The sequence below is a fragment of the Streptomyces sp. NPDC048182 genome (genome assembly GCF_043202555.1).
GTDB lineage: Bacteria > Actinomycetota > Actinomycetes > Streptomycetales > Streptomycetaceae > Streptomyces.
Window position 1 is genome coordinate 464,429 of sequence record NZ_JBIDAQ010000004.1, and the last position, 17,032, is coordinate 481,460.

15 protein-coding genes and 3 riboswitches are annotated in these 17,032 nt (G+C 72.1%); of the genes, 13 read left to right on the plus strand and 2 right to left on the minus strand.

The window, feature by feature from the left end; genetic code table 11:
* Positions 1–98 precede the first annotated feature (98 nt).
* From ACGFZL_RS10860 to ACGFZL_RS10885, 6 genes are all read left to right on the plus strand, one after another.
* On the plus strand, positions 99–1,520 hold the full coding sequence (locus ACGFZL_RS10860) for a prenyltransferase/squalene oxidase repeat-containing protein (RefSeq protein WP_393690522.1): 1,422 nt from the start codon (positions 99–101) through the stop codon (positions 1,518–1,520).
* A 204-nt stretch (positions 1,521–1,724) separates the two neighbouring features.
* Positions 1,725–1,851, plus strand: a riboswitch (cobalamin riboswitch).
* Positions 1,852–1,902: 51 nt separating this feature from the next.
* Complete coding sequence (locus tag ACGFZL_RS10865) at positions 1,903–3,456, plus strand: ABC transporter substrate-binding protein (RefSeq protein ID WP_393690523.1); 1,554 nt, start codon at positions 1,903–1,905, stop codon at positions 3,454–3,456.
* Position 3,457: 1 nt separating this feature from the next.
* Positions 3,458–4,405: an ABC transporter permease gene (locus ACGFZL_RS10870; protein ID WP_393690524.1), complete on the plus strand. Its 948-nt coding sequence runs from the start codon at positions 3,458–3,460 to the stop codon at positions 4,403–4,405.
* Positions 4,402–5,226: an ABC transporter permease gene (locus tag ACGFZL_RS10875; protein WP_355168834.1), complete on the plus strand. Its 825-nt coding sequence runs from the start codon at positions 4,402–4,404 to the stop codon at positions 5,224–5,226. The genes ACGFZL_RS10870 and ACGFZL_RS10875 overlap by 4 nt, the downstream gene beginning before the upstream one ends.
* A 59-nt stretch (positions 5,227–5,285) precedes the next feature.
* On the plus strand, positions 5,286–6,788 hold the full coding sequence (locus ACGFZL_RS10880; RefSeq protein WP_393690525.1) for an ABC transporter ATP-binding protein: 1,503 nt from the start codon (positions 5,286–5,288) through the stop codon (positions 6,786–6,788).
* Positions 6,789–6,827: 39 nt separating this feature from the next.
* Positions 6,828–6,952: riboswitch (cobalamin riboswitch) on the plus strand.
* A gap of 92 nt (positions 6,953–7,044) precedes the next feature.
* A complete protein-coding gene (locus tag ACGFZL_RS10885) occupies positions 7,045–7,548 on the plus strand; it encodes a DUF4430 domain-containing protein (RefSeq protein WP_393690526.1) in 504 nt (167 codons plus the stop codon).
* 70 nt (positions 7,549–7,618) lie between these two features.
* On the opposite strand, the gene ACGFZL_RS10890 is transcribed toward ACGFZL_RS10885, so the two are convergent.
* Positions 7,619–7,987: a hypothetical protein gene (locus ACGFZL_RS10890; protein ID WP_393690527.1), complete on the minus strand. Its 369-nt coding sequence runs from the start codon at positions 7,985–7,987 to the stop codon at positions 7,619–7,621.
* Between the two features lie 288 nt (positions 7,988–8,275).
* On the opposite strand from ACGFZL_RS10890, the gene ACGFZL_RS10895 reads away from it, so the two are divergent.
* A complete protein-coding gene (locus ACGFZL_RS10895) occupies positions 8,276–10,351 on the plus strand; it encodes a hypothetical protein (protein WP_393690528.1) in 2,076 nt (691 codons plus the stop codon).
* The gene (locus ACGFZL_RS10900; protein ID WP_393690529.1) at positions 10,335–10,793 is read left to right on the plus strand and encodes a hypothetical protein; all 459 of its coding nucleotides are present in this window, start codon (positions 10,335–10,337) and stop codon (positions 10,791–10,793) included. Before ACGFZL_RS10895 ends, ACGFZL_RS10900 begins: the two co-directional genes overlap by 17 nt.
* A gap of 46 nt (positions 10,794–10,839) precedes the next feature.
* On the opposite strand, the gene ACGFZL_RS10905 is transcribed toward ACGFZL_RS10900, so the two are convergent.
* Positions 10,840–11,196 (minus strand): hypothetical protein, encoded by a 357-nt coding sequence (locus ACGFZL_RS10905; RefSeq protein WP_393690530.1) that lies wholly within the window; start codon positions 11,194–11,196, stop codon positions 10,840–10,842.
* A gap of 35 nt (positions 11,197–11,231) precedes the next feature.
* Positions 11,232–11,413, plus strand: a riboswitch (cobalamin riboswitch).
* 174 nt (positions 11,414–11,587) lie between these two features.
* Here ACGFZL_RS10905 and ACGFZL_RS10910 point away from each other — a divergent pair.
* The 5 genes from ACGFZL_RS10910 to ACGFZL_RS10930 are packed head-to-tail and all read left to right on the plus strand — an operon-like array spanning position 11,588 to position 17,022.
* The gene (locus ACGFZL_RS10910; protein ID WP_393690531.1) at positions 11,588–13,111 is read left to right on the plus strand and encodes a CoA-acylating methylmalonate-semialdehyde dehydrogenase; all 1,524 of its coding nucleotides are present in this window, start codon (positions 11,588–11,590) and stop codon (positions 13,109–13,111) included.
* Positions 13,112–13,116: 5 nt separating this feature from the next.
* Complete coding sequence (locus ACGFZL_RS10915) at positions 13,117–14,265, plus strand: acyl-CoA dehydrogenase family protein (protein ID WP_393690532.1); 1,149 nt, start codon at positions 13,117–13,119, stop codon at positions 14,263–14,265.
* The gene (locus ACGFZL_RS10920; protein WP_393690533.1) at positions 14,262–15,341 is read left to right on the plus strand and encodes an enoyl-CoA hydratase/isomerase family protein; all 1,080 of its coding nucleotides are present in this window, start codon (positions 14,262–14,264) and stop codon (positions 15,339–15,341) included. Before ACGFZL_RS10915 ends, ACGFZL_RS10920 begins: the two co-directional genes overlap by 4 nt.
* Positions 15,338–16,234, plus strand: coding sequence for a 3-hydroxyisobutyrate dehydrogenase (gene mmsB, locus ACGFZL_RS10925; RefSeq protein ID WP_393690534.1), 897 nt, complete (start codon positions 15,338–15,340; stop codon positions 16,232–16,234). The genes ACGFZL_RS10920 and mmsB overlap by 4 nt, the downstream gene beginning before the upstream one ends.
* Entirely contained in the window at positions 16,231–17,022 is a 792-nt protein-coding gene (locus ACGFZL_RS10930) for an enoyl-CoA hydratase (protein ID WP_393690535.1), read from the plus strand. The genes mmsB and ACGFZL_RS10930 overlap by 4 nt, the downstream gene beginning before the upstream one ends.
* Positions 17,023–17,032 lie beyond the last annotated feature (10 nt).

The window sequence follows — 17,032 nt, forward strand, 5'->3', positions numbered from 1 at the left end:
GCGGCCCCTCGGATACATGCACCTGCCGGGCCCCTGTGGCCGGTGAGCTGAGGCATGCGCCCGGCGCGGTCGGCGTCCGCTGACTCCAGGAGCAGGTCATGTCCCGTCCCCGTACCTCCCGCAGCCCCCGCCGACTCGTGCTCTCCGTGCCGGTGGCGCTCGGCGCCTTCGCCCTCACCGTCTCGTCCGCCTCCGCGACCTCGACCCCCGCACAGATCGCCACGTCGAAGACCAACGGCGTCGCCTACCTCAAGTCCCTCCAGGCGGCGGACGGTTCGTACGCCGGCTCGGGGCTGTCCAACGAGTGGGCGTTCAGCGCCTTCGCCGCGGCGGGCACCGCCGTCGTGGACGTGGCACCCGGCGGTGACACCACCAAGAACGCCCGGACCGTCTACCGCAACCTCCTGTCGACGGCGAGCTGGCCGAGCGCCGCTCCCGTGGTCACCGACTACGAGCGCGGCACGCTCAACGCCTACGCCGCCGGCATCGATCCGGCCCGCGTCTCGGCCTCGCGGAACCTCATAGCGAACATCTACTCCTACTGGCAGACGGCCGAGCCCGGCTACTTCGGCCCCTCCGCCAACTTCAACGGCACCGTCTTCGCCGCCCTCGCCCTGCGCGGCGCCAAGACCCAGGCCGGCGCCAACCGCATCCCGCAGACCCTGACCGACCGTCTGGTCACCCGCATCCGCGCCAACCAGCACACGGACGGCGGCTGGACCTACCAGAAGGCCGAGGGCGACCCGACCGCCCTGAACTCCGCGAGCGACGTCGACATGACCGGGGCGGCCATGGCCGCGCTCTGCGTCTCCGGGGTCCCGAACACGGACACCGACGTCGTCCAGGCCAAGAACTTCCTCAAGAGCACCCTGGTCTCCGGCACCGGTGCCTTCAACTCCCTCTACGGCGTCAACACCAGCTCCAACGGCTGGGGCATCGCCGGCCTCAACGCCTGCGGCATCAACCCGCAGACCGGCGACTTCCTCACCGGGGCCGGCAAGACGCCGGTCGACTTCCTCATCGCCAACCAGTACAACCCGGGCGGCGGCTTCAAGTACCAGCCCTCCGACACCAGTCCGTCCGCCTACTCCTCCATCGACGCCCTCCGCGCGGTCGCCGGCGGCGGCTTCACCACCGCCCCGCCGGCCCCGGTCACGCCCGGCGCCCCCAAGTGGGTCGCCCAGTCCGCCTTCACCGCCGGCACCGCGACCAAGCTGGCCCTGACCGTCGACGACGGCGCGGGCAACCTGAAGGTGTGCTCGGTCGCCCTCACCCCCACCGGCACGACGACCACCCTCGGCGACGTCCTCACCGCGGCGGGCGGCGCGGCCACCCCGTCCGGCTGCGTCACCAGCGTGACCCCGGCCTCCGGCACCGGCACCATCACCGCCGTCAACGGCAAGGCGAACAGCGGCTCCAACACCTGGAAGGTCAGCGTCGACGGCTCCGCCTTCGCGGGCGCGGCCCGCAACAAGGTGATCAACGTGGGCGACACGATCGCCCTGCGCTGGGGCGCCTGACGGGCACTCCGGCTCGTCCGTGACAACGTCGGGGCCCTCGTCGCGTGGGCGGTGCGGGCCCCTGAGGGCGCCGATTCGTCCTTCATCTCCACGAACTGCCCCGCGCGTCGCCGTCGACCTGCCCGCGCGCGATCGTCGGCAGCAGCCACCGGGTGACGGGCCCGGATCGCGTGTAGGCCACAATGACCTCATGAGGCGACGGGGACCAGGAAGCCGGTGCGAGTCCGGCGCGGTCCCGCCACTGTGACCGGGAAGCGAACCTCCCGCAGGCCACTGTCCGCGCGCGGACGGGAAGGCCGAGGCGAGCGATGATCCGGGAGCCAGGAGACTGACCCGTCGCCGGTCCAGCGGCAGGGGCGTGGAGACCCCGGAGAGGATCGATGTGACGACGCATGCCCGAACGGACGGCCCGGGGCCCGGCAGGCGCGGTGTCCTGGCCGCCGGCGGCGCGCTGGCGCTCGCCGGAGCCGGCCTGCTCACCGGCTGCGGTGGCGACACCAAGGACGGCGGAGGGAGCGACCGGTTCCGCGCGGCGTTCACCTCCGGAGGCTCGCAGGAGACCCTCGACCCCCACGTCGCCCCGAACTTCGTCGACCAGGCCCGTGCCAAGGCGCTCTACGACACGCTCGGCACGTACGCGGACGACATGTCCGTGCGCGAGCGGCTCGCGGAGTCCTGGGAGAGCGATGCCGCAGGCATCCGATGGCACATACGCCTGCGCCAGGCACGATTCCACGACGGCAGGCCGGTCACCGCGAAGGACGTCCTCTACAGCTATCGCCGTGCCGCGGACCCCGGGACGGGGTCCCCGTCGCAGGTGCTGCTCTCCGCGATCGACTTCACGGCCAGCAGGGCGGACGGCGAGCGCTCCCTCGTCCTGGTGCTGAAGTCGCCGAACTTCGAGTTCCCCACGGTCTTCGCCGGCCCCGGCACAGAGATCATCCCCGACGGCACCACGGACTTCCGCCGGCCCGTGGGCTCCGGACCCTTCACCTTCGTGTCGTTCACCCCGGGCGGAACCGCCCGCTACCGCCGCTGGACGGACCACTGGGACGGCGCCCCGCACATCGCCGAACTGGAGATCGTGCCCGCGAACGAGGAGTCCGCCCGGCTCAACGCGCTGCTGTCCGGGCAGGTGCACTACGGGGCCGACATGTCCGGGGCATCGGTGGAGCGGCTGAAGAAGAGCGGTTCCGTGCGCCTGCTGACCGCCGAACGGGCGACCGCGCAGCAGCTGCTGCTGCGCACCGGCCGCGCGCCGTTCGACGACGCCCGCCTGATCCGGGCCGTCCAGTTGGGCATCGACCGGGAGGCCCTGGTCAGGATCGCCCTCGCCGGACATGGCGAAGTGGGCAACGACCTGTTCGGGATGGGCCTGCGCGGCTACCCGCAGGACCTGGCACCCCGTGAGCGGGACGTCGACGAGGCGCGCCGGCTCGTGAAGGAGGCCGGCGCCGAGGGTCTGCGCGTCACCGTGGAGACCAGCTCCGTCGACGCCGCCTGGGAGCCCGCCGCAGACCTCATGGCGCGGCAGCTGCGCGAGGTCGGGCTGCATCTGGCCGCCAACACCCGAGCGTCGAGCACGTACTTCAGCGAGATCAAGACCAAGGGTGTCGCCGCCTTCAACACCACCTCCACCCTGCCCGTCTCCGACTTCCTGCAACAGCGCGTCCGCGGAGGCGCCGCCCGCAACCAGACCCAGTACGCCTCGGCGAAGTTCGACGCGCTCCTCGACCGGGCCCGCACCAGCCGGGAGGAACAGGACCGGCTCGGGCTGCTCGCCCGCGCCCAGAAGATCGCACGCGACGAGTCCGGACTCCTGGTATGGGCCTTCTCCGACGCCAACGACGCCGTCGCGGACTCGGTCGGCGGTCTGCGCGCCGCCCCTCCGAACTCGCACGACTGGGCCCGCTTCGACCGGGTCCGCATCAGCTGACGTGCGGGGGTACGTCCTGCGGCGTTGCCTGCTCGCGCTGCTGCAGTGCCTGGTGGTGCTGGTCGCCGTGTTCGCCGTCGGCTCCCTCCTGCCGGGCGACACGGCCGACGTCCTCCGCGGAGAGCTGGGCACTCCCGAACAGGTCGCCGCGCTGCGCGAGCAGCTGGGCCTGGACGAACCAGCCTGGACCCGCTTCGGTCACTGGCTCCTTCACTTGTTCGCCGGGAACCCGGGCGTCTCCTTGACGACCGGGCTGCCCGTCGGCGACGACATCGGCCGCCGGGCCGGCGTGACGCTCCTGCTGGGGGTCCCGGCGCTGCTGCTCGTCACGGTCCTGGCTCCCCTCGTGGGCACCGTGTCGGGACTGCGCGAGGGCAGCCGCCTCGACCGTGCGCTGAACACCGCCGCGGTCGTGCTGCACGCCGTGCCGGAATTTGTATTCGGGCTGCTGCTCGTCGCCTCGGTGTCGGTGGCAGCCGGACTGCTGCCCGCCACCGCCATCGGTATGGAGGCGGACGATCTGCTGGCCCGGCCCGCCGCGCTGGTCCTGCCCGTCGTGGTGCTGACCGCCCGCCATCTGTGCGACCTGGCGCGGCAGATACGCGCCGGGGTCGCGGTCCAGCGGCACGGCGAGGTGGCCGAGCATCTGCGGCTGCTCGGCGTACGCGAGCGCACCGTGGTACTGCGCCATGTGCTGCCGGGCGCCCTGGGGCCCGCGGCGCAGCAGTACGCGCGCTGCGTGGAGGGGCTGCTCGGCGGGGCGGTGCTGGTGGAGGCGGTGTTCGGCTTCAGGGGCCTGGGCGAGGGCTTCGTCGAGGCGGTGCAGAACCGCGACCTGCCCCAGGTGCAGGCGTACGCGCTGCTGTTCACCGGCACCGCCGTCCTCGTGAACCTGGTCGCGGACCTGGTCGCTCACCGGCTGGCCCCTCGGCGGGAGGTGACGGTGTGACCCACCCGGCCACCGCGACGCGGCCGCGCCGCCCGTGGGCCGCCGCGTTCCTGCTCGGCGTGCCGCTGCTCCTCGCCCTGACGGGACCGCTGTTCGCGGGGGACGACACGCCCGCAGCGGGTGCTCTACCGTCTCAGCCCCCTGGAGCGGGGCACCTGCTCGGTACCGACGTCCTGGGGCGCGACGTGCTCACCCTCGTGCTCCGGGGCGGTGCCTCGGTGGTCGGGAGCGCGCTCGCGGCTCTCGCGGTCGGCATCGTCCTCGGCACTCCGCTGGGGCTGCTCGCCGCAGGGCCTCGGCGCCGTCTCGACGAGACGGTCATGCGCACGATGGACCTGCTTCTCGCCTTCCCCGGCCTGCTGGTCCTGATGACGCTGGCCGCGACCGGCCACCGCCACTGGGGGTGGCTGGTGACGGTCGCCGGAGTGCTCCAGGTGCCGGCCGTCGCGCGGCTGGTCCGGGGAGCGGCGCTCGCGCCCGGCTCCCGGACCGTGGTCGAGGCGCTGCGCATGCAGGGGCACGGCTGGGCCTACATCCACCTCCGCCATCTGGCCAGGGAGTTGGCCGCGCCGCTGGCGACCGACGCGGGCGGCCGGTTCTCCGTCGTGCTGTACCTGCTGGCCTCCGCCAACTTCCTCGGCCTCGGCCTCCCCGTCTCCGCACCGGACTGGGCGGTCCTCATCGAGCGCAACAGCGACGCCCTGTTCGTCCAGCCCGCCGCCGTGCTGGCCCCGGCGGGGCTGCTGACGGCGCTGTGCGTCGGCGGCAACCTGGTCGTCGACCGGACGCTGGCACGGAGGAGAAGGGGGCGGAACCCGTGACCTCGCCACTGCTGGCGATCCAAGAAGTCTCGGCACACGCCGAGGGAGCGCCGCGACCGTTGCTGGACCAGGTCGGGCTGACCGTCGAACCTGGCACGGTCGTCGCCGTCATCGGACCGTCCGGCAGCGGCAAGACCACGCTGGGCCTCGCCGCGCTGGGTGCCTCGCGTGAGCCGGTCAGGCTGTCCGGGCGTGTCCTGCTGGAGGGCTCCGACCTCCTGGCCCTCGCGCCGGCGGCGCGCCGTCCGGTGCGGGCGGGACGCGCCGCCCACCTGCCGCAGCACCCCGAATCGGTCCTCGATCCGGTCCGCCGGGTCAAGGGGGTCCTGAAGGAGGTCGCCGCCCTCGGACACGAGGGGCGCGCCGCCCGCCGGGCAGCCGCCTCGCAGGCCCTGGCCGCGGCCGGCCTCGACCGGAGCCTGGTGCGCCGACGCTTCCCCCATCAGCTGTCGGGCGGCCAGCAGCAGCGGCTGGCCCTGGCCTCCGCGCTGGCCACGGGGGCCGGGCTACTCGTCCTGGACGAGCCCACGAGTGGCCTCGACCCGGTGCTCGCCCGGGCACTCGCCCGCACCGTGCGCAGCCTCGCCGACGACGGAGCGGGCGTGCTGTTGCTCAGCCACGACCTCCCGACGGTCCGCAGGACCGCGGACCGGGTCGTCGTACTGCAACACGGGCGGGTCGTGGAGAGCGGGCCGGCGGGAGAGATCCTCGCTCCGGACGGCCCAGAACGGCATCGGGCCACCCGGAGCCTGCTCGCGGCGGAGCACCGTGCCAGGTCGAGCCGTGTGCCGGCGGCGGCGAACACTCCTGATTCTCGGCAGTCGGGCGGAGTCGAGACACGAGACATCGCCGTACGCCGCCGATCCGCCGCCCCACTCGCCGGGCCGGTGTCGCTGCGGTTCCCGGCCGGCAGCAGAACCGCGCTGCTGGGCCCCTCGGGCTCGGGCAAGACGACCTTCGCCCGCGTCCTGGCCGGTCTGACGCCACCCACCTCCGGGCAGGTCCGCCTCGACGGCAAGCCACTCCCGGCCCGCATCGACCGCCGTGGCACCGCGCAGCGCAGAGCTGTCCAGTACGTGCACCAGAGCAGCGCCGACTCCTTCGAACGACACCGCCCCGTGCTGCGCCAGCTCGCCGACACGGCACGCCTGCTGCGAGGCGTGGATGGCGAAGAGGCGACGGAAGAGGCGAGGAACTTCGCGGCGTCCCTGGGCCTGGAGAGCGATGACCTGAGCCGCACCCCGGAGCGCCTGTCAGGCGGTCAGCTACAGCGGTGCGCGCTGGTGCGTGCCCTGACCGCACGGCCCGCACTGCTGGTGTGCGACGAGGTGACGTCGGCACTGGACACCGCGACCCGCGAACTCGTCCTCGACGCGCTGCCGCGGCTGCTCGCCCCCGCCGGCACGGCCCTGCTGCTCATCAGCCACGACGTACCCGCGGTGCGATGGGTGGCGGAGGAGGCGGTGGAGTTCCGCGCAGGGCGGTGCGTGCGGCACGGGCCGACGGAGGAAGTCCTCGGATCGTATGGCGAAGGTGTCGCAACAGCTCGTACGATGCGGTGACTTCGGCACCTGACGCGGGTGCCGTACGGGGTCATGTCGTACGAGCAGGACAACCGCATAGGTGCGTGACCGGGGGAAGCCGGTGGGATTCCGGCGCTGACCTGCAACCGTGTGCGGCCGTGCGGCCGCGAGTCGGGGAACCCGGTGCGTGCTCCGTACCGCTTCCCACTGTCATGGTCTGCAGCGCGAAGCCGAGAGCCCTGTCATCGGCGGCTCCGTCGCGAGCTGTGGGCCGCCTGAGCAGGAAGGCTCCGCCATGCACCGCATACCCGCACCCCGCCACCTGATCGCCGCGACCGCACTCGGCCTGGCCCTGACCTCCGTGCCGTCCGTCGCGCACGCCGACACCGCCGCCACCGGCCGAGCCGCGGGCACGAACGCCCGGGTCAAGGTGACCCTCACCGTGCAGGGGCCGGACGGGCTGCTGTTCAAGGGGAAGATCAGGACTCGCGGCCACGACGTCACCACCGCGAGCGGTGGCACCCACAAGTGCGACGGCACCAACGGCGGCGCCAACCCCACCAAGGTGCCCACGCCGACCGCCGCGCTCGACGACGCCGCCCGTAAACGGAACTTCACCTGGGACGGCACCTGGTACGCGTCGTTCGACGACTTCTCCGTCGACACCATCAAGAACGTCAACGGGGGTGGCAGCGCCTACTGGAACATCTCCGTGAACGGCACCTCGACGCCGGTCGGCGGCTGCCAGTTCAAGCTCACCGCCGGGGACCAGGTCGCCTTCACCTGGACATCCTTCTGACCGGGATGGCGGGATGTGCGCCCCGGCCGTCGTGACCGGGGCTCCGGTCCGCCTGCGCCACGATCCGGTGTCAGGCGCCTGTGCGATGCTCCGCCTGCCTTCGTGCGGCGCGCCGACGCAGGACGACTCGGGCCAGCAGCACGTTGGCCGTCGCTGCGGCCGTGAACAGAAGGACGTTCAGAACGGAGCTGCCCGCGGCCAGCCACGCGGCGTCGCTGCCGTCGGGGCGCGTCGATGACGCCCACACACTTCCGACGGCTCGCAGCGCCGCGTATCCGCCGTACACGCACACGGCGGCCGGCACCCCGAAGGGAAGTGTCAGGACGATGGCGAGGACGTAGGGAAGCGCGCTGCCGCGTACCGCGCCGAGTACCGCCGACGTCAGGACGAGGCATATGTAGCAGCCGGCGGCGATCCGGGACCGAGCGGCAGCTGTCATCCCTGGTCTCCCGCCTCTTGACCACCTCGGCCGCCTGCCGTCTTCGACGGGACTATGCCGATCGATAATGACTGTACATGACAGGTCGCCGGGGGCTACGGTGCTCGCGCCGAGCGGGGGGATCGTGAACGGGGCTACGGCCGGCGCGTCCGTGACCAGGGCGGCCGGCTCGCAGGCGCGCGCCAGTGCTCTCGTGCGGTGACAACAGCAGCGGCAGCCTGCTCGTGCACCGGGGCGGTGGTCTTCGTCATGTGCCGAACAGGCGATACCCACCTGAACGGAGGAGCAATGTCCCACAGTGCCATCCGAGTCCGGCGCAGACATCCCCGCACCACCCTCCTCGTGGTCTTCACGGCCCTACTGGCCCTGATCGGCGCCCTCACCACGTCAGCCACGGCCACCACCGGCACCGGCTCAGGAAGTACGGGGACCGCCGGAACGTTCGTCCCCGTCAACGGGCGCCTCGGCAGCGCCGTCCTGGCGTCGGATTCCTGGCGCCCCTTCGCCGTGGCGGGGCAACTCGGCATACCCACCACCGGCGTGGCGGCCGTGAGCGTCAACATCTCCGTCTCCGGCGGGCCGGAGGCGGACATCTACGCCGCCCCTGACACGGCCGACCACCCGTCGTTCCTGGCGATGCACTACGGAGGCTCCGAGCGGGTCGGACTGGCCTCCAACACCGCCATCGTGGCGGTCGACAGCTCCGGCACGATGGCCCTGATGACGCCCAGTGCGAACGTGACCGTCTTCCTGGACGTCGAGGGCTACTACACCAGCGGCACCAACCCGGCCCCCGGAGGCTACGTGCCGGTGACGCCGCACAAGGTCGCCGAGTCCTGGTCACCGCCCAGCGGCGGCTTCCCGCCCGGTCCGCTGTCACCCGGCCAGACCTTCAAGGTCACGGTGCCCGACCTGCCCAAGCCGACCTCCTCGGTCGTCGCGGCGATCACGGTCTACGCTCCCCGGCCCGGGGGCAACGCGTGGCTCACCCCCTACGCCGACGGCGCGGCCAAGCCGGCGAACCAGATTGCCTTCAACCTGGCCTTTCCCACGGTCATCACCACGATCATCGACGTGAACGACCAGACGGGTGCCTTCAACCTGTTCTACGGGTCGGCCTCATCGATACCGGTCCAGGCCGAGTTCTCCGTGGACATCGTCGGATACTTCACCCCGGCGGCCACGCTGGGCTCCTTCACCCCCGCCGCCGGAGCGATCTACGACAGCCACGGCGCGACGGTCCCGGCCGGGAAGACCATGAACATCCCCGTCGCCGGCGTCAGCGGGGTACCCGCCGTCGGCAACAGCCTGCTTGCGGCGGCGCTCAACTTCCGGGTGACCGGGGGAGCGAGCAACGGAGCGTTGCAGGCAGGCGCGGACGACCAGCCACTGCCGACGAGCAACCTGGCGGTGTTCATCGCGGGCCAGAGGGTGTCGGCGCTCTCGATGGTGGAGATCGGCGGTGACGGGGCGATCATGGTGAAGAACACGAGTACGTCGCCGATCACCGTGCAGGTCGACCTCGAAGGCTGGTACACCGGCACACGGCTGCCCATCACGGTCGGCAGCGACGGCTGGATCTACTACAACGACGTCGTCGGCTACGCGCTCAACCTGAGTGGTCCGACGACCGTTCTGCAGAACGGCACCAAGCAGTCCGACGGGACCTGTGCCTTCACCGCGACCGCGTCGGGTAAGGACACCGACCCGGACGTCTACAGCGAGGTCGCGCAGTACAACCCGGGGACCTGCCAGCGGAAACTCCTGCAGGGGAAGCTGGTCTCGGCCGAGGCCGCGGCCAAGCTCGACCAGCTGGAGACGGGCGGCACCACCCCTGTGCACGAGCCGATGAAGCTTCCGGCGGGTGTGGCCAAGAAGGGCGTGAAGTCGGAGACTCCGCCCAACAAGCCCTACATCCAGGCCTACGACAAGGCCGGATACATCGATCCGCTCTTCATCATGATCACCTCGCTGTCCGTGAACCTCACCTACGCCCGCGGTCAGGGGGCCATCCTCAGCAACTCGGTCTCCGCCTACGCCGTTCCGTACGCCTTCAAGTACGACGGCTGGTCGAGGTCGGGTCTGAAGAACACCGGCATCGGCATCACCAGCAGCACGGTGACGGTCAACCCCAACGAGACGTTCACGAACACCGACTTCGAGAAGGCCATGATCGCCATCTTCGGCCCGGCCGCCTGGGCGGCATGCGGGTTCGACACGTCGCCCGCGGTCTTCTACCTGAGCCCGAAGGTGGTGGGTCACGCCTCGGGAACCTACGACTGGTCCCACCAGAACCATGTCAAGGGCGGGTGCAGCGACCTGGTGCACTTCCACAACTGGCACGGCTATGGCCAGAGGAGCTGACCGGCGGACGCCGACTGTCGTCTGCCTCGCCACCGCTGCCCTGCTCGTCACCGGATGCGACACCGGTGACACGGGTGGGCGGGTGAACCACCAGGACGCCGGTTCGGTGGCCGTCGCCTACGCCGACGCGCTGTTCAACGGGAAGACCGAACGCGGCGAGCGCCTGGTCGACCCCACCGCCCTGCGGGCCTACCGGGTCCTGGCCAAGGTGGTCGTGCCGGCCACGACCCGTGCGGAGCACCTGCGACCGGGAACGGTGCAGGTCGACGGGGTCAAGGCGAAGGTGACCCTGCTCGGCACCCTGTGCTCGGCCGGCGGGCCGGGTGGGGCGACGGGCGAGCCCACCTGCCAGACCTCGGACGACCCAGACTCGTCGGTTCCCGGCCTCCAGGTCAACCTCGTCAAGGAGGGCAGGGACTGGTTCGTGTACTACCCGTCGTGACGCACAGCCGAGGTGCTGCCCAGAGGACCACAGCCGGGCAGCACCTTCAGCGCCCCGCGCCGCCTGCCGGGCGCGGGGCGACGAGCAGCGACCGGGCTCTGGCGAGGATGCCGAGAGCGCGGGGGAAGCCGTTCAGGAACCTGACGATGTCGGCCTTGCGCCGGTGCAGGTGGGTGACGAGGTGCTTGGTGGGAACCTCCGCCACGTCCCGCCTCGCCAGGGTGTCGTCGCCGCAGTCGGCGTCCTCCAGGACGGCGCACACGAGATCGGCGGCGAGGTAGGAGTCGCAGCCGAGTGCCGCCTGCCGCAGCTTCTCCCGCGACTTCTCCAGCGCCGTGGTCGTGACGAAGCCCGACGGAGGAGAGGCCATGCCGCCGTCCTGGCAGACGCCGGGCGGGGACACGGGGTGTAGGGCACTGGATTTAGTAGGACGTCCAACTATAGAGTGACGGCCAAGGCCCGCGGTGCAGGGAAGCCGGTGTGATTCCGGCACGGTCCCGCCACTGTGACCGGGGAGTTCGCCGTCGAGCGGTACGCCACTGACGAGCAGGATGTCGGGAAGGCGGACGGCGGGCGCTGATCCGGGAGTCAGGATACCGGCCGCGGGATGTTCCGTGTTGTCCACGAGGATGGAGCTGACACGCATGGCCCCGGCGCGCCTTCCCGATCCCGACGGTCCCGCTTTCCCGGTACCGGATCCCTACGGCCTCGACGCCCCTCGCGTCCTCGTCGGCTGACGCCCTGCCATACGCGGTCCCGCGCTGTCCCGGATCACCTGACGAGAGCAGGCACCCATGGTCCGTCCGCATGACCACTCCGACGTCCGCGAACTGAGCCACTTCGTCGGCGGCAAGCACACCCCTGGCACCTCCGGCCTCTTCGGCGACGTCTACGACCCCAACACCGGCCGCGTGCGGGCCCAGGTGCCGCTGGCGAGCCGGGCGGAGACCGAGGCCGCGATCGGTGTCGCGGCCGAGGCCCAGCGCGAATGGGGCGCGTACAACCCCCAGCGTCGCGCACGCGTGCTGCTCCGCTTCCTCCAGCTCGTGGAGGACGAGCGGGACGCCCTGGCCCGGCTGCTCTCCAGCGAGCACGGCAAGACCGTCGCCGACGCCCACGGTGACCTCCAACGCGGCCTGGAGGTGGTGGAGTTCGCGGCCGGCATCCCGCACCTGCTCAAGGGCGAGTTCACCGACAACGCCGGCACCGGCATCGACGTCCACTCGCTGCGCGCCCCGCTCGGCGTGGTCGCCGGCATCACCCCGTTCAACTTCCCGGCGATGATCCCGCTCTGGAAGGCAGCTCCCGCTCTGGCCTGCGGCAACGCCTTCATCCTGAAGCCGTCCGAGCGAGATCCGTCGGTGCCGCTGCGGCTGGCGGAGCTGTTCCTGGAGGCGGGACTGCCGCCCGGTGTCCTCAACGTCGTCAACGGGTCCCGGGAAGCCGTCGACACCCTGCTGGAGGACCCGCGCGTCGCCGCCCTCGGCTTCGTCGGCTCCACGCCCGTCGCCGCGCACGTCTACGCCACCGCCGCCGCGCACGGCAAGCGCGCCCAGTGTTTCGGCGGTGCGAAGAACCACATGATCGTGATGCCGGACGCCGACCTCGACCAGGCCGTCGACGCGCTGATCGGAGCCGGGTACGGCTCGGCGGGTGAGCGCTGCATGGCGATCTCCGTGGCCGTCCCCGTGGGAGAGGAGACGGCGGACCGGCTGGTGGCACGCCTGAAGGAGCGGATCGCCGCCCTGCGCATCGGCCGCAGCGACGACCCGGAGGCCGACTTCGGCCCGCTGGTCGGCCCGGAGGCCGTGGACCGGGTCCGTTCCTACGTCGACCTCGGCGTCGAGGAGGGCGCGGAACTGGTCGTCGACGGGCGGGACTTCAGCCTGGCCGGCCACGAAGGCGGGTTCTTCGCCGGAGCCTCCCTCTTCGACCGGGTCACTCCGGAGATGCGCGTCTACCAGGAGGAGATCTTCGGCCCCGTCCTCTGTGTCGTCCGTGCCGCCGACTACGAGACCGCCGTGCGCCTGCCGAGCGAGCACCTCTACGGCAACGGGGTGGCGATCTTCACCCGGGACGGCGACACCGCCCGCGACTTCACCCGCCGGGTGGACACCGGCATGGTCGGCGTGAACGTGCCCATCCCGGTGCCGGTCGCCTACCACACGTTCGGCGGCTGGAAGCGGTCCGGATTCGGGGACCTGAACCAGCACGGCCCGGACGCGATCCGCTTCTACACCCGGACCAAGACGGTCACCTCGCGCTGGCCCGCCGGCCTGCGTGAAGGCGCGAGCTTCACCATCCCGACGATGGGATGAGCGCGATGACCCCCACCGCACTCACCGAGGACCAGCAGGCCCTCGTGGAGACCACCCTGGACTTCGCCCAGGACCATCTCGCCCCGCACGCCCTGGACTGGGACCGCGACAAGCACTTCCCCGTGGACGTGCTGCGCAAGGCCGCCGGCCTCGGACTCGGTGGCGTCTACGTCCGCGAGGAGCACGGCGGTTCCGGCCTCGGCCGCGCCGACGGCGTCCTCGTCTTCGAGACCCTGGCCACCGGCTGCCCGTCCGTCGCGGGCTACCTCTCGATCCACAACATGGTCGCCTGGATGGTCGACCGCCACGGCGACGACGCCCAGCGCGAGCGCTGGCTGCCCCGGCTCTGCGCGATGGAGGACCTCGGCAGCTACTGCCTCACCGAGCCGGGCGCCGGCTCCGACGCGGCGGCCCTCACCACCCGGGCGGTCCGCGACGGCGACGACTGGCTGCTGACCGGCGTCAAGCAGTTCATCTCCGGAGCGGGAGCCGCCCAGCTGTACGTCGTGATGGCCCGCACCGGGGGCTCCGGACCCGACGGGATCTCCGCGTTCGTCGTCGCCAAGGACGACCCGGGCCTCTCCTTCGGCCCGAACGAGCGGAAGATGGGCTGGAACGCCCAGCCCACCCGGCAGGTCGTCCTGGACGGCGTGCGGCTGCCCGGCGACCGGCTCCTCGGCGGCGTCGGCCAAGGCTTCCGCATCGCCATGAGCGGCCTCAACGGCGGTCGGCTCGGCATCGCCGCCTGCTCCCTGGGCGGCGCCCGCAGCGCCCTCGACCGCAGCCTGGCCCACCTCGCCGACCGCGAGGCCTTCGGCCGGCGGCTGCTCGACGCGCAAGCCCTGCGCTTCCGCCTCGCCGACATGGCCACCGAGCTGGCCGCCGCCCGCGCACTCGTCCAGCAGGCGGCCGAGGCACTCGACCGGGGTGATCCACAGGCCCCGTACCTCTGCGCGATGGCCAAGCGGTTCGCGACGGACACCGGCTACTCGGTGGCCGACCGGGCGCTCCAGCTGCACGGCGGCTACGGCTACCTCAGCGAGTACGGCATAGAGAAGATCGTCCGCGATCTCCGGGTGCACCAGATCCTCGAAGGGACCAACGAGATCATGCGCGTCATCGTGGCCCGCGGCCTGACGGAGGCGTTCGGATGAGCGACGTCCTCTTCCACACGGCGGGGCGAGCCGCCCACATCACCCTCGACCGGCCCAGGGCCCTCAACGCGCTCACCCATGACATGGTGCTCCGCATCGACGAGGCCCTCACCGCCTGGGAGCACGACCCGTCCGTGGAGACCGTCGTGATCACCGGGGCCGGCGATCGGGGCCTGTGCGCCGGCGGTGACATCCGGGCCATCCACGACGACGCCCGCGACGGCGACGGCACCGCCTCCGCCGCCTTCTGGCGCGACGAGTACCGCCTCGACGCCCGCATCGCCCGCTACCCCAAGCCGTACGTCGCCGTCATGGACGGCATCGTGATGGGCGGCGGCGTCGGCGTCTCCGCGCACGGCCGGGTCAGGATCGTCACCGAGCGCTCCCGGATCGCGATGCCGGAGACCGGGATCGGCTTCGTGCCCGACGTCGGCGGCACCTATCTGCTCGCCCTGGCCCCCGGCGAACTCGGCACCCACCTCGGGCTGACCGGCGCGGGGATCGGCGCCGGGGACGCGTTGCTGTGCGGGCTGGCCGACCACTACGTACCGTCGTCCGCGCTGCCCGGCCTCGTGGACGACCTGGCGGAGGCGCCCGTGCGCGATGTCATCGCCCGTCATGTCCAGCCCCCACCGGACGCCGCCCTGGCGGCACACCGCGACTGGATCGACGCCTGCTACGCCGCCGACGACGTCGAGGAGATCGTGCACAGACTGCTGGCGCGCGGCGAACCCGCCGCACAGGAGGCCGCCGAGACGCTCCTCACCAAGTCGCCGACCGCGCTCAAGGTCACCCTGGCCGCCCTGCGTCGGGCACGCCGGCTCGGCCCGCTGGAGCGCGTGCTCGACCAGGAGTACCGGGTCTCCCGCGCCGCCCTGACCGCGCCCGACCTGGTCGAGGGCATCCGGGCCCAGGTCATCGACAAGGACCGCGCCCCGCGCTGGTCACCGGAGACCCTGGCCGAGGTCACCGAGGCGGACGTCGAGCGCTTCTTCCTTCCCCTCGGCGGGCACGAACTCGGGCTCGAACCCGGACTCGCCGAGACGACCGGCACCGCAGCGGAGGTGGTGTGGTGAGCAGGACCGTCGCCTTCATCGGACTCGGGCACATGGGCGGCCCGATGGCCGCCAACCTGGTCGAGGCCGGCCACCGGGTGCTCGGCCACGACCTCGTCCCCGCGGCCCTGAACGCCGCCGCCGGGGCAGGCGTGGAGGCCGAGGCATCGGCGGCCTCGGCGGTGGCCGGCGCCGAGATGGTCGTCAGCATGCTGCCCGCCGGACGGCACGTCCTCGGGCTCTACGACGACATCCTGGCCGCCGCCCGCCCGGGCACCCTGTTCGTCGACTGCTCCACGATCGACGTGGCCGACGCACGCACCGCCCACGAGCGGGCCGGCGCGGCCGGGATGCGCGCCCTGGACGCGCCCGTCTCGGGCGGGGTGGTCGGCGCCGAGGCCGCCACGCTCACCTTCATGGCCGGCGGGGGCGAGGACGCGTTCGCCGAGGCACGCCCGCTCCTTGAGGCCATGGGCAGGAAGGTCGTCCACTGCGGCGGCCCTGGGGCCGGGCAGGCGGCCAAGATCTGCAACAACATGATCCTTGGCGTCTCCATGATCGCCGTCAGCGAGGCATTCGTGCTCGGGGAGAGCCTCGGCCTGTCCCACCAGGCGCTGTACGACGTGGCGTCCACCGCTTCGGGCCAGTGCTGGGCGCTGAGCGTCAACTGCCCCGTCCCCGGGCCGGTCCCGGCCAGCCCCGCCAACCGCGACTACCGCCCCGGCTTCGCCGCCTCCCTGATGGCCAAGGACCTGGGGCTCGCGGCCAACGCCCTGCGGGAGGGCGGGGTTCGCGCGGAACTCGGTCTGCGGGCGGCCGAGTTGTACGCGGACTACGCCGAGCGCGTCGGCGCCACGGAGGACTTCTCCGGCATCGTGCGCACCATCAGGGACCAGAACGGAGAGCAGAAGTGACCACCGATCCGGCCATCGCGTACGAGACCGTCCGGGTCGAGCGCAAGGGCCGCACGGCCCTGCTCACCCTCGACCGCCCCAAGGCCCTCAACGCCCTGAACCTCCAGGTCATGAACGAGGTCGTGGCCGCCACCGAGGCCCTGGACCGGGACCCGGAGTGCGGCTGCGTCGTCATCACCGGCTCGGCCAAAGGGTTCGCGGCCGGCGCCGACATCAAGGAGATGCAGCCCCAGGGATACCTGGACATGTACCTCGCCGACTGGTTCGCCGCCTGGGACCGCCTCGGACAGCTGCGCACGCCGACGATCGCCGCCGTTGCCGGCTACGCCCTCGGCGGCGGCTGCGAACTCGCCATGCTGTGCGACATCCTGCTCGCCGCCGACACGGCCGTGTTCGGCCAGCCCGAGATCAAGCTCGGTGTGATCCCCGGCATCGGCGGCTCGCAGCGGCTGACCCGCGCCGTCGGCAAGGCCAAGGCCATGGAGATGTGCCTGACCGGCCGCACCATGGACGCGGCCGAGGCCGAACGCGCCGGCCTGGTCTCCCGCGTCGTGCCCGCCGACGAGCTGCTGGGCGAGGCCCTGTCCGTCGCCGAGACCGTCGCCGGCATGTCGCTGCCGGTGGCGATGATGGCGAAGGAGGCGGTGGCGCGGGCCTTCGAGACCACCCTCGCCGAAGGCGTCCGATTCGAACGGCGCCTGTTCCACGCCGTGTTCGCCACCGCCGACCAGAAGGAGGGCATGGCGGCCTTCGCGGGCAAGCGTCCGCCCGAGTTCCGCCACCGCTGACCCGACCGGA

Excerpts from the sequence above, each read along its gene's own strand:
- ACGFZL_RS10860 (WP_393690522.1), top strand. The coding sequence starts at position 99 with ATGTCCCGTCCCCGTACCTCCCGCAGCCCCCGCCGACTCGTGCTCTCC.
- ACGFZL_RS10885 (WP_393690526.1), top strand. The coding sequence starts at position 7,045 with ATGCACCGCATACCCGCACCCCGCCACCTGATCGCCGCGACCGCACTC.
- ACGFZL_RS10890 (WP_393690527.1), bottom strand. The coding sequence starts at position 7,987 with ATGACAGCTGCCGCTCGGTCCCGGATCGCCGCCGGCTGCTACATATGC.
- ACGFZL_RS10895 (WP_393690528.1), top strand. The coding sequence starts at position 8,276 with ATGTCCCACAGTGCCATCCGAGTCCGGCGCAGACATCCCCGCACCACC.
- ACGFZL_RS10900 (WP_393690529.1), top strand. The coding sequence starts at position 10,335 with ATGGCCAGAGGAGCTGACCGGCGGACGCCGACTGTCGTCTGCCTCGCC.
- ACGFZL_RS10910 (WP_393690531.1), top strand. The coding sequence starts at position 11,588 with ATGGTCCGTCCGCATGACCACTCCGACGTCCGCGAACTGAGCCACTTC.
- ACGFZL_RS10915 (WP_393690532.1), top strand. The coding sequence starts at position 13,117 with ATGACCCCCACCGCACTCACCGAGGACCAGCAGGCCCTCGTGGAGACC.
- ACGFZL_RS10920 (WP_393690533.1), top strand. The coding sequence starts at position 14,262 with ATGAGCGACGTCCTCTTCCACACGGCGGGGCGAGCCGCCCACATCACC.